Here is a 12244-nt window from a genome sequence, read left to right on the forward strand (position 1 = left end):
ATCGCCCCCAAGCCCTCGACGTCCTCCACGACTTCGGTATTGCCTACTGTCAATGTTGACAGTAGGCAGCTGTTCATACGGACTCTAAGCTGCAGCCGTGACAACGAAAAACAAGGCTATGGGCAAACCACAGTCCCTGTGCCTTTCTTCATTCGGGCAAGCAGGAAGAATAAAAATGAACGACCGAATCAAAGGAACCGTTAAATGGTTTAACGATGCAAAGGGCTATGGCTTCATTACCTGCGGCAAAGGAGGCGAGGAGTTGTTCGTTCATTACTCGGCAATAGCTGGCGAGGGTTATAAAACATTGAAACAGAAACAGACTGTTTCGTTTGAAATCGAGAAGGGTGATAAAGGCATGCAGGCTCTGAGAGTGACGCCGGAATAACCCTCGGTTTATTCAGGTCCTTCCCCTGAAACGTCGCATGAAAACCCGCAAGGCTATTTCCTTTTAGTCTGACCCACTGTCATTTCTGACAGTAGGCCCAAGCACGACGCTCAGCGATCATCGTTGCTCCAATCAACAAGCGAGTACCTGAAATGCGCGGTTTAATAGTTTGCTTACTTTCCGTCGCTGGACTCTTGGGCGTAACCCATGCTGCGAACGCAACAAGCTGTCCCGCCGTAGGGGAAATTGTGTTCCGTTTAATGCCAGAGACCATTCCTGGCCGACCGGTCTACGAGGAGTATTCTGTGAAGGACTCCTCTGGAAAAGTTATCTGGCGGGGCGAGGCCGTGGGCCCTAACTTTCTACAACCGATGTACCAAATGACGTTAACAACGCCCACGCCTGTAGCAAACACCTGCTTATATAGTTACCGGGAGCAGTATGTGGATGAGGGCCCTCCTCCTCAGCAGGCTTGGAGGAATAAACAGCTGACACTCAATAAACAACCTTGAGGGCAACCTATCAAATAAAAAGGGCGACATCACTGTCGCCCTTTTTCCGTCTTGCCTACCGCTTAGGCCGCACTGAACATCTTGTGCGGATCGATCACAAACTTCTTCGGTACGCCTGCATCGAACTCGCCGTAGCCTTTAGGCGCGTCGTCCAGGCTGATGACCTGTACGCCGACGATTTCTGCGATGTTGATGCGATCCCACATGATGGCTTGCATCAGTTGGCGGTTGTACTTCATCACCGGCGTCTGGCCGGTGTGGAAGCTGTGGGACTTGGCCCAGCCCAGACCGAAACGGATGCTCAGGCTACCCATTTTTGCCGCGGCATCGACCGCGCCCGGGTCTTCGGTGACGTAGAGGCCGGGGATGCCGATCTTGCCGGCTACGCGAACCACACCCATCAACGAGTTGAGCACGGTGGCCGGAGCTTCGTGCTTGACGCCTTCATGGCCGTGACCACGGGCTTCGAAGCCCACCGCGTCAACGGCGCAGTCGACTTCCGGTTCGCCCAGCAGCGCGGCGATCTGTTCGTGCAGCGGAGTGTCTTTGGACAGGTCGGCGATTTCAAAACCCTGGGCCTTGGCGTGGGCCAGGCGGATCGGGTTGACGTCACCGATAATGACCACAGCGGCACCCAACAGGCGGGCGGAAGCGGCAGCCGCCAGGCCAACCGGACCGGCACCCGCGATGTAGACGGAGCTGCCAGGACCAACGCCGGCGGTGACGGCGCCGTGGTAGCCGGTCGGCAGGATGTCGGACAGGCAGGTCAGGTCGCGGATTTTCTCCATGGCCTTGTCGCGGTCCGGCAGCTTCAACAGGTTGAAATCCGCGTATGGCACCAGCACGTATTCGGCCTGGCCGCCGGTCCAGTCACCCATGTCCACATAACCGTAGGCACCGCCGGCACGGGCCGGGTTGACGGTCAGGCAGACGCCGGTGTGTTGTTCTTTGCAGGAACGGCAGCGCCCGCAAGCCACGTTGAACGGAACAGACACCAGGTCGCCGATCTTCAGGTTTTCGACGTCGTTGCCCTTTTCGATCACTTCACCGGTGATTTCGTGGCCCAGGACCAGGCCGGTCTGAGCGGTGGTGCGGCCGCGCACCATGTGCTGGTCGGAGCCGCAGATGTTGGTGGATACCACGCGCAGGATGACGCCGTGCTCGATCTTCCTGCCACGCGGGTCCTGCATTTTTGGATAGTCGATTTTCTGTACTTCGACCTTGCCGTTGCCGAGATACACGACACCACGATTGCCAGACATGCTTTCACCTCGCTGTTGTTTTTATGAAACTGCGTTGCCCAGGCAGGCAGCGCGTTGATTGCTCGGGTAGTGCTTGTGTCTTGTTTCTTTGTTGTCTGTAAGGGCCTCATCGCGAGCAGGCTCGCTCCCACAGTACATAGAACCCAGTCATGCCCCAGATCCACTGTGGGAGCGAGCCTGCTCGCGATGGCGATCTAAAGAACAACGGTTCGGTTGGCATTGAGAAACACCCGCCGCTCAATGTGATACCCCACCGCCCGGGCCAGGGTCAGCCCTTCGATGTCCCGGCCCTTGGCGATCAGGTCTTCGGGATAGTGGCTGTGGTCCACCACTTCCACGCCCTGGGCGATGATCGGGCCTTCGTCCAGGTCGTTGTTGATGTAGTGCGCCGTGGCGCCGACCAGTTTCACGCCTTTGTTGTAGGCCTGGTGATACGGCTTGGCGCCCTTGAAGCCCGGCAGCAGCGAGTGATGGATGTTGATCGCCTTGCCGTCGAGCTTGCGACACAGCTCCGGCGACAGCACTTGCATGTAGCGGGCGAGAATCACCAGCTCGGCGCCGGTGTCTTCGATCACCTGCCACACCTGCCGCTCCTGGGAGGGCTTGTCGTTCGGGTCCAAGGGGAAATGGTAGTACGGAATCTGGTGCCAGTCGGCCAGCGGCTTGAGGTCCGGGTGGTTGGACACCACGGCCACGACATCCATGGACAACTGGCCGATGCGCTGACGGTAGAGCAAGTCGTTGAGGCAGTGATCGGCCTTGGAGACCATGATCACCACTTTGGGCCGGTAGTTGGGTGGCGTCAGTTCGAAGATCATGCCAAAGGCTTGCGCACGTTCGGCCAGGCCGGCCCGGAAGTTTTGCTCATCAAAACCGTCGGGTTGGCGGAACTCCACACGAATGAAAAAACGCGCCGAGAGCCGGTCGTCGAAGGAATGATGCTCGGTGACGTAGCAGCCCTGCTCGAACAGAAAGCGCGTCACCGCGTCCACCGTGCCGAGCACGCTGGGGCAGTCGGCAGTCAAGATCCATGTGTCTGGGGCGCGGCTCATTGCAGTGACTCCTGTGGCGAGGGGATTTATCCCCGTCGGGCTGCGAAGCAGCCCCAAAAAGCTTGATGTGATCGGCCTGACGTACTGAGGTGGCAGGTTTGGGGTCTGCTGCGCAGCCCAACGGGGATAAATCCCCTCGCCACAAAAAGACAGCGTCCAACCCTAGTCAGGCCTGCACGCTCAACCCATACTCAGCCGCGGCATCCTGCAACCACAGCCACCAGTAATCGGAGAAGCTGCGGCGAATCACCAGTTCCCAGGTGTCTTCGCCCGTGTGGCGGATCACCAGTTGCGACTTGGCGAACACCGTGCCCACGGCTTTGCCCACCGGGAAATTGCTTGGGTGTACGTCATAGCTGGTGGATTTCATCAGCACGTCGCGCACATTCGGGCCGGACAGTTCGAGGATCTGCTGACCGCCGCTGACGTTGACGATCTGGATGTGCAGATCGCCCAGGGCTTCGCGCAGGTTTTTCTCGGCGGCAAATTCTTCGCCACTGGGCACCACCAGCAGCCACTCGTCCGGGCCGAGCCATTGCAGGCTGGTTTCGCCCTTGACGATGACGGTCAGCGCGCCCGGCAGCTCCAGGCCCAGGGCCTTGTGCACGCCAGCAGCGAACGCAGGGTCATGACCATCGCCACGGATGGTCAAGTGGCCCAGGAGTTTCTTCTCGCGCACGGTCACGCCGGCGTTCTTGCGACCCTTGCCCACCAGGCTGGCGAGGTCGGCATGGTGCAGCGACGACTCGGCCTTGGCCCCGGTGGTTGGGCGTTGTTGGTACACGTTGACTGCGGTCATATGGAGCACCTGTCTCGTAGATTGATCGTTCCCACGCTCTGCGTGGGAATGCCGCCATGGACGCTCTGCGTCCGCTTTTGGGACGCGGAGCGTCCCGGGATGCATTCCCACGCGGAGCGTGGGAACGATCAGGTATCAAATATTCTGCCGATCCCCCTTCGGATCGAAGAACACCGAAGAAACAATCTCTGCCTCGATCACGCTGCCGTCGGCCAATGGCGCGAACACGCGTTCGCCCATCCGCTTGAGGCCGCCCTTGACCACGCCCATGGCAAATGAATAACCCAGGGAGTTGTGGGCGTAGCTGGACGTCACATGACCGACCATGGTCATCGGGATCGCCTGCTTGGTGTTGAACACCAGTTGCGCACCTTCCGGCAGCCAGACATTCGGGTCGATCGGCTTGAGGCCCACCAGTTGCTTGCGGTCCTCACGCACACAGTCTTCGCGATTCATGCCACGCCAGCCGATCCACGAGAACGGTTTGGTCCGGCCTACGCACCAGCCCATGTTCAGGTCGTCCGGGGTCATCGAGCTGTCAGTGTCCTGACCGACAATGATGAAGCCCTTCTCGGCCCGCAATACGTGCATGGTCTCGGTGCCATACGGGGTCAGGTTGTATTTCTTCCCAGCCTCGACGATCTGCTCGAGCACGCCCATGGCGTAGTCGGCCTGCACGTTGACTTCGTACGACAGTTCGCCGGTGAACGAGATACGGAACACCCGCGCCGGTACACCACCCACCAGGCCTTCTTTCCAGGTCATGAACGGGAAAGCGTCCTTATCCAGGTCGATGTCGGTGACTTCGCTCAGCAGCTTGCGGCTGTTGGGGCCCGACAGGGTCATGGTCGCCCAGTGGTCGGTAACCGAAGTGAAGTACACCTTCAGGTCCGGCCATTCGGTCTGGTGATAGATCTCCAGCCATTGCAGCACGCGCGCCGCGCCGCCAGTGGTGGTGGTCATCACGAAATGGTTGTCCGCCAGACAGGCCGTCACGCCATCGTCGAAGACCATGCCGTCTTCCTTGCACATCAAACCGTAGCGGGCCTTGCCCACGTCGAGCTTGGTCCAGGCGTTGGTGTACACGCGGTTAAGGAACTCGCGGGCGTCCGGGCCCTGGATATCGATCTTGCCCAGAGTCGAGGCATCCAGCAGGCCGACGCTATCGCGCACGGCTTTGCATTCGCGCTTGACTGCAGCGTGCATGTCTTCGCCGTTCTTCGGGAAGTACCAAGGGCGCTTCCACTGGCCGACGTCTTCGAATTCAGCACCGTTTTTCACATGCCAGGCATGCAGCGCGGTGAAGCGTACCGGTTCGAAGATGTGCCCGCAGTGCCGCCCGGCTATCGCGCCGAAGGTCACCGGCGTGTAGTTCGGGCGGAACATGGTGGTGCCCATCTGCGGGATGCTCACGTTCAGCGAGCGAGCCGCGATGGCCAGGCCGTTGACGTTGCCCAGCTTGCCCTGGTCAGTACCAAAGCCCAGTGCGGTGTAGCGCTTGACGTGTTCGACCGACTCGAAGCCTTCGCGGGTGGCGAGTTCGATGGCGGCGGCAGTGACGTCGTTCTGCAGGTCGACGAATTGCTTCGGCGCCCGTGCAGTGGATTTTTCATGCGGCACCTGGAACAGCGCCAGGGTCGGTTCTTCCTGGCGGCTCAGGGCTTTGGGCAACACACCCTCCACCGCTTTGAAACCGGCTTCGTTGGCCGCGCGCACGCCACCTTCGAAACCATCGGCCAAGGTGTCACCCAGGCTGTAGACGCCATTCACGCCGCCGACGCACACGCGCTTCTGCGGTGCTTCGCCCGGTACGAAACCAAGGATGTCTTCGCGCCAGATCGGCTTGCCGCCCAAGTGCGAAGCCAGGTGAACCACTGGGCTGTAGCCGCCGGAGCTGGCCACCAGGTCGCAGTCCAGCCATTCGCCGGGACTGGTGACCTTGTGCGCCTTGACGTCGATGGCGGCGATGCGGGCCCCGGTGACGCGCTTGCTGCCACGAGCCTCGATCACGGCGCTGCCGGTGAGGATGCGGATGCCTTTGGCACGCGCCTCTTCCACCAGCGCGCCACGCGGGTTGCTGCGGGCGTCGGCGATGGCCACCACTTGCAGGCTGGCGTCGAGCCAGTCCAGCGCCACTCGATAGGCGTGATCGTTGTTGGTGCTCAGCACCAGTTTCTTGCCCGGTGCCACGCCATAGCGGCGCACGTAGGTGGAGACCGCGCCGGCCAGCATGTTGCCCGGTACGTCGTTGTTGCCGTAGACCAGCGGCCGTTCGCAGGCACCAGTCGCCAGCACCACGCGCTTGGCGCGGACCCGGTTGATGCGCTGGCGGACCTGGCCGATTGGCGCGCGATCACCCAGGTGGTCGGTGAGGCGCTCGTGGATGGTCAGGAAGTTATGGTCGTGGTAACCGTTCACCGTGGCGCGCGGCAACAGCACCACATCTGGCATCGACTTGAGCTCAGCCACAACAGCGGCCACCCATTCGGTCGCCGGTTTGCCATCCAGGCTCTCGCGGGAATCGAGCAGGCTGCCGCCGAACTCTTCCTGCTCGTCGGCCAGGATCACCCGCGCACCGCTGCGGGCCGCGGCCAATGCGGCGGCCAGGCCAGCAGGGCCGGCGCCGACAACCAGCACGTCGCAATGACGGTTCATGTAGTCGTAGGTGTCCGGGTCGTTCTCGGTCGGCGAGCGACCCAGGCCCGCGGCCTTGCGGATGTACTTTTCGTAAGTCATCCAGAACGATTGCGGGTACATGAAGGTTTTGTAGTAGAAGCCCGGCGGCATCAGCTTGCCGCCGACCTTGCCGAGAATACCCATCATGTCGTTGTTCACGTTCGGCCAGCCGTTGGTGCTGGTGGCGACCAACCCTTGATACAGCGCCTGTTGCGTGGCGCGCACGTTAGGGATCTGCGTGGCTTCGGTGGCGCCGATCTGCAGTACCGCGTTCGGCTCTTCGGCGCCGGCGGCAAAGATGCCACGCGGACGGGAATACTTGAAGCTGCGGCCGATGATGTCGACACCGTTGGCCAGCAGTGCAGCGGCCAGGGAATCGCCCTCGAAGCCTTTATAGGTCTGGCCGTTGAAGGTGAAGCTCAGCACTTTGTTGCGGTCGATCCGTCCGCCGTTGGACAGGCGATTGATCTGGCTCATACCTTCTCTCCCAGAGCCTGCGCGGCCGCTTTCGGACTGTCAGCCTTGTCGGTGAATTGCGGCTTTTGGCCGATCTTGTAGGTTTCCAGAATCTCGTAGGTCACGGTGTCACGGGTCACGTTGAAATACTGGCGGCAGCCGGCGACGTGGTCCCACAACTCATGGTGCAACCCGCGCGGGTTGTCACGGAAGAACATGTAGTCGCCCCACTGCTCGTCGGTGCAGGCATTCGGATCCAGCGGACGCGGGATGTGCGCCTGGCCGGATGCATGGAATTCCTCTTCGGAGCGCAGTTCGCCGCAGTGAGGACAGAAGATGTGCAACATAGGGATTTCTCCTGTTAGTGGGCGACGGCAGCAGCGCCGTGTTCGTCGATCAGTGCACCGTTGTGGAAACGGTCGATGGAAAACGGCGCGGCCAGCGGGTGCATTTCACCCTTGGCCAGGCTTGCAGCGAAGACGTTGCCCGAGCCCGGGGTGGCCTTGAAGCCGCCAGTGCCCCAACCGCAGTTGAAGAACATGTTCGGCACCGGGGTCTTGGAAATGATCGGGCAGGCGTCCGGCGTAGTGTCGACGATGCCGCCCCATTGGCGGTTCATGCGTACACGGGACAACACCGGGAACATCTCGACGATGGCCTGAACCGTGTGTTCGATCACCGGGTACGAGCCACGCTGGCCGTAGCCGTTGTAGCCGTCGATACCGGCACCGATCACCAGGTCGCCCTTGTCGGACTGGCTGATGTAGCCGTGCACCGCGTTGGACATGATCACGCTGTCGATAATCGGCTTGATCGGCTCGGACACCAGCGCTTGCAGCGGGTGGGATTCGATCGGCAGGCGGAAGCCCGCGAGCTTGGCCATGTGTCCGGAGTTACCGGCGGTGACCACGCCGACGCGCTTGGCGCCGATGAAGCCCTTGTTGGTTTCCACACCGATGCACACGCCGTTTTCCTTGCGGAAACCGATCACTTCGGTCTGCTGGATCAGGTCCACGCCCAACGCGTCCGCCGCCCGGGCAAAGCCCCAGGCCACGGCATCGTGACGGGCCACGCCGCCGCGACGCTGGACGGTGGCGCCCATCACCGGGTAGCGAGTGTTTTTCGAGCAATCCAGGTACGGAATCTCGTCGGCCACTTGTTTGGCGTTGAGCAGCTCGCCGTCTACGCCGTTGAGGCGGTTGGCGCTGACGCGACGCTCGGAATCACGAATGTCCTGCAGGGTATGGCACAGGTTGTAGACGCCACGTTGGGAGAACATCACGTTGTAGTTCAGGTCCTGGGACAGGCCTTCCCAGAGTTTCATCGCATGTTCGTACAGGTGGGCCGATTCGTCCCACAGGTAGTTGGAGCGCACGATGGTGGTGTTGCGCGCGGTATTACCGCCGCCCAGCCAGCCCTTCTCGACCACGGCCACGTTGGTGATGCCGTGTTCCTTGGCCAGGTAGTAGGCGGTCGCCAGACCATGCCCGCCACCGCCGACAATGACCACGTCGTAGACCTTTTTCGGGGTCGGCGTGCGCCACATCCGCTGCCAGTTTTCATGATGGCTGAGAGAGTGTTTGAAGAGGCCGAAGCCCGAATAGCGTTGCATAGTGATTACTCCAAAACCGACTCAGCGATAAACCGGGAAGTCCGCGCACAGCGCCGCCACTTGCTGGGCAACATTGGCCTCGACATCGGCGTCGCCGAGGTTGTCGAGGATGTCGCAGATCCAGCCGGCCAGCGTCACGCACTGGGTGACCTTGAAGCCGCGCGTGGTCACCGCCGGGGTGCCGATGCGCAGGCCCGAGGTCACGAACGGCGATTGCGGGTCGTTCGGCACGGCATTCTTGTTGACGGTGATGTGCGCGCGGCCCAGGGCGGCGTCGGCGTCCTTGCCGGTCAGGCCCTGACGGATCAGGCTGACCAGGAACAGGTGGTTATCGGTGCCGCCGGACACTACATCGTAGCCGCGCTTGATGAACACGCCAGCCATGGCCTGGGCGTTATCGATCACTTGCTGCTGGTAGGCCTTGAAGCCTGGCTCCGCCGCTTCCTTGAAGCACACCGCCTTGCCGGCGATGACGTGCATCAGCGGACCGCCCTGGGCACCGGGGAATACCGCAGCGTTGAGCTTCTTCTCGATCTCTTCGTTGGCCTTAGCCAGGATCAGGCCGCCACGCGGACCGCGCAGGGTCTTGTGAGTGGTGGTGGTGACTACGTCGGCGTAAGGCAGTGGGTTCGGGTACAGACCGGCAGCGACCAGACCGGCAACGTGGGCCATGTCGACGAACAGCAGGGCACCGACCTTGTCGGCGATCTGGCGGAAACGTGGGAAATCCAGGGTCTTGGAGTAGGCCGAGAAGCCGGCGACGATCATCTTCGGCTTGTGCTCGACCGCCAGGCGCTCGACTTCGTCGTAGTCGATCAGGCCGGTGGTGGTGTCGATGCCGTACTGAACCGCGTTGTAGAGCTTGCCCGAAGACGACACCTTGGCACCGTGGGTCAGGTGGCCGCCGTGGGCCAGGCTCATGCCCAGGATGGTATCGCCGGCCTGTAGCAAGGCCAGGTACACGGCGCTGTTGGCCGAAGAACCGGAGTGCGGCTGGACGTTGGCGTAATCGGCACCGAACAACTGCTTGGCGCGCTCGATAGCCAGGGCCTCGACTTTGTCGACGTGCTCGCAGCCACCGTAGTAGCGCTTGCCCGGATAGCCTTCGGCGTATTTGTTGGTCAGGCCGCTGCCCTGGGCCTGCATCACACGCTTGCTGGTGTAGTTCTCCGACGCGATCAGCTCGATGTGATCTTCCTGGCGTTGCTCCTCGGCATTCATCGCCGCCAGCAGTGCATCGTCGTAACCCTGGATCTGGTCTTGCTTGCTGAACATCGCGTCTCTCCCAGCGGCGGCGGTGCGCCTTTCGTCTCGGTGAGGCACTGACCACCGTTCGGTCGTGCCCTTTGGAAGCGATGGTATGGCCGGCGCAGGCAGGTCAAATGCCTATGGACGCCACGCAAAGGTGCGTTTACGACATGCGCTCAAAGAGTCGGGGAGCAAGGCCTGTGGGATAGCACTGTGTTATCCCACAGGCCTTGCTCCCATAGGGCTATGCGGCGATCTGGCGAACCGCGAGCAACAGCAGGAAATGCGCGGGATACAGACCGTAGGCCCAGCGCCGCATGGGCGGAGGATGAAAACGACCAGCGTGTCGCAAAAGCACCAGCCCAAGCCATGGCGCAAACAGACACGCCACCAACCCGCCGATCGCCACCGCATCCCCCAGCCAGGCCGCGCCATACAGCACCCGCCACTGGTTGGCCGCCAGGCACACCAAGCCTGGCAACAACGCGAAATACCAGGGCCGGCGAAATACCAGCAACATCGCCAGCGGCAGCAGGACGCCGAAAAAACCGAACATCAGCCGCGAGGAAAACAGCGCCGCCAGCAGCAACGCCCCCGCCGCCAGCAAACGCGCTTCCAGCGTATGGGTTTGCCAACTACGCGCCACCAGCAACCCGAGGGTCAGGGTCGGCAGCACGTTCAAGGTAGCCGGCACAGGAATAAACAACCGATAAGGAATTTCGCTCACTGAGCTGAACAGCAACAGCCAGCCCAGGTAACGCCACGAGCTCGCACTGGCCCCGTTGCGCGCCAGGTTCGCCGCCATCGCCAGGCAGAACCAGGGAAACGCCAGACGTCCCGGCACATACAACCAATCGGCGGAGTAACCGACATATCGCAGATGATCGAGCACCATCGCCAACAGAGCCAACCACTTGAGCAGGTCCAAGGCTCCGTCACGTCGGTTCATGGGTACAGCCGCCCTAGGGTGTTGTGAGTTTCTGACAGAAACATCCAGTGTGTTCCCCCGCGAATCTTGGGTAAAGTGCGCACCACTATCGACCACCGCGTGCCGGACTCAAAGCACGCCGGACCACGGAATTCTCCATCCGGGAATTCTGTCAGGGATCTCTTACCCAGGACTCTCTATTTCAGGAGCAAGGCCATGACCGACAAGAGTCAACAATTCGCCAGCGACAACTATTCCGGCATTTGCCCCGAAGCCTGGGCGGCCATGGAAGAAGCCAACCAGGGTCATCAGCGCGCCTATGGCGATGATGAGTGGACCCACCGCGCGGCGGATGATTTCCGTGCCTTGTTCGAAACCGACTGCGAAGTATTCTTCGCGTTCAACGGCACCGCGGCCAACTCCCTGGCGCTGTCCTCGCTGTGCCAGAGTTACCACAGCGTGATCTGCTCGGAAACCGCCCACGTCGAAACTGACGAATGCGGCGCGCCGGAGTTCTTTTCCAATGGTTCCAAGCTGCTGGTGGCGCGCACCGAAAATGGCAAGCTGACCCCGGACTCGATCCGCGAGATCGCCCTCAAGCGCCAGGACATCCACTACCCCAAGCCCCGCGTTGTGACCCTGACCCAGGCCACGGAAGTTGGCAGCGTCTATACCCCGGAAGAAATCCGCGCCATCAGCGCCACCTGCAAGGAACTGGGGCTGAACCTGCACATGGACGGCGCACGATTCTCCAACGCCTGCGCCTTCCTTGGCTGCTCACCGGCAGACCTGACCTGGAAAGCCGGGGTGGATGTGCTGTGCTTTGGCGGGACGAAAAACGGCATGGCGGTGGGTGAAGCGATCCTGTTCTTCAACCACGACCTGGCAGAAGACTTCGACTATCGCTGCAAACAGGCCGGGCAGTTGGCCTCGAAGATGCGCTTTCTCTCGGCGCCCTGGGTCGGCCTGCTGCAAAACGACGCCTGGCTCAAGCACGCCCGGCACGCCAACCACTGCGCCCAACTGCTGGCGCAACTGGTGAGCGACATCCCAGGCGTGGAACTCATGTTCCCGGTCCAGGCCAACGGCGTATTCCTGCAACTCTCGGAACCGGCCATCGCCGCGCTGACCGCCAAGGGCTGGCGCTTCTACACCTTCATCGGCAAGGGCGGCGCGCGGTTCATGTGCTCGTGGGACACCGAAGAAGCGCGAGTGCGGGAATTGGCGGTGGATATTCGGGAAGTGATGGCGGGCTAGAAAAACCGAACCCATGCCCGTCATACCCCTGTGGTGAGAGGGGCTCACAGTGGG

Annotated in this window: 10 protein-coding genes; 2 read left to right on the top strand and 8 right to left on the bottom strand. The window is 61.4% G+C overall.

What is annotated here, in order from left to right:
* Positions 1-175: 175 nt before the first annotated feature.
* The gene (locus CRX69_RS24695) at positions 176-388 is read left to right on the top strand and encodes a cold-shock protein (protein WP_107323020.1); all 213 of its coding nucleotides are present in this window, start codon (positions 176-178) and stop codon (positions 386-388) included.
* 574 nt (positions 389-962) lie between these two features.
* On the opposite strand, the gene fdhA is transcribed toward CRX69_RS24695, so the two are convergent.
* The 8 genes from fdhA to CRX69_RS24735 all read right to left on the bottom strand — a co-directional run bounded on the left by fdhA (position 963) and on the right by CRX69_RS24735 (position 10954).
* On the bottom strand, positions 963-2162 hold the full coding sequence (gene fdhA / locus CRX69_RS24700; protein ID WP_047228141.1) for a formaldehyde dehydrogenase, glutathione-independent: 1200 nt from the start codon (positions 2160-2162) through the stop codon (positions 963-965).
* Positions 2163-2356: 194 nt separating this feature from the next.
* On the bottom strand, positions 2357-3214 hold the full coding sequence (purU, locus tag CRX69_RS24705; protein ID WP_047228142.1) for a formyltetrahydrofolate deformylase: 858 nt from the start codon (positions 3212-3214) through the stop codon (positions 2357-2359).
* A 166-nt stretch (positions 3215-3380) separates the two neighbouring features.
* Positions 3381-4013: a sarcosine oxidase subunit gamma gene (locus CRX69_RS24710; protein ID WP_076383401.1), complete on the bottom strand. Its 633-nt coding sequence runs from the start codon at positions 4011-4013 to the stop codon at positions 3381-3383.
* Between the two features lie 135 nt (positions 4014-4148).
* Complete coding sequence (locus tag CRX69_RS24715) at positions 4149-7166, bottom strand: sarcosine oxidase subunit alpha (RefSeq protein WP_047228144.1); 3018 nt, start codon at positions 7164-7166, stop codon at positions 4149-4151.
* A complete protein-coding gene (locus CRX69_RS24720; protein WP_003206305.1) occupies positions 7163-7492 on the bottom strand; it encodes a sarcosine oxidase subunit delta in 330 nt (109 codons plus the stop codon). Before CRX69_RS24720 ends, CRX69_RS24715 begins: the two co-directional genes overlap by 4 nt.
* Before the next feature lie 14 nt (positions 7493-7506).
* Positions 7507-8757 (bottom strand): sarcosine oxidase subunit beta, encoded by a 1251-nt coding sequence (locus CRX69_RS24725; protein ID WP_003177603.1) that lies wholly within the window; start codon positions 8755-8757, stop codon positions 7507-7509.
* A gap of 21 nt (positions 8758-8778) precedes the next feature.
* Complete coding sequence (gene glyA / locus CRX69_RS24730) at positions 8779-10032, bottom strand: serine hydroxymethyltransferase (RefSeq protein ID WP_047228145.1); 1254 nt, start codon at positions 10030-10032, stop codon at positions 8779-8781.
* A gap of 217 nt (positions 10033-10249) precedes the next feature.
* On the bottom strand, positions 10250-10954 hold the full coding sequence (locus tag CRX69_RS24735; protein ID WP_076383400.1) for a TraX family protein: 705 nt from the start codon (positions 10952-10954) through the stop codon (positions 10250-10252).
* A 195-nt stretch (positions 10955-11149) separates the two neighbouring features.
* Here CRX69_RS24735 and CRX69_RS24740 point away from each other — a divergent pair, with 195 nt between their 5' ends.
* Positions 11150-12190: a threonine aldolase family protein gene (locus CRX69_RS24740; RefSeq protein ID WP_107323021.1), complete on the top strand. Its 1041-nt coding sequence runs from the start codon at positions 11150-11152 to the stop codon at positions 12188-12190.
* Positions 12191-12244: the final 54 nt, after the last annotated feature.

Source organism: Pseudomonas rhizophila (assembly GCF_003033885.1).
GTDB lineage: Bacteria > Pseudomonadota > Gammaproteobacteria > Pseudomonadales > Pseudomonadaceae > Aquipseudomonas > Aquipseudomonas rhizophila.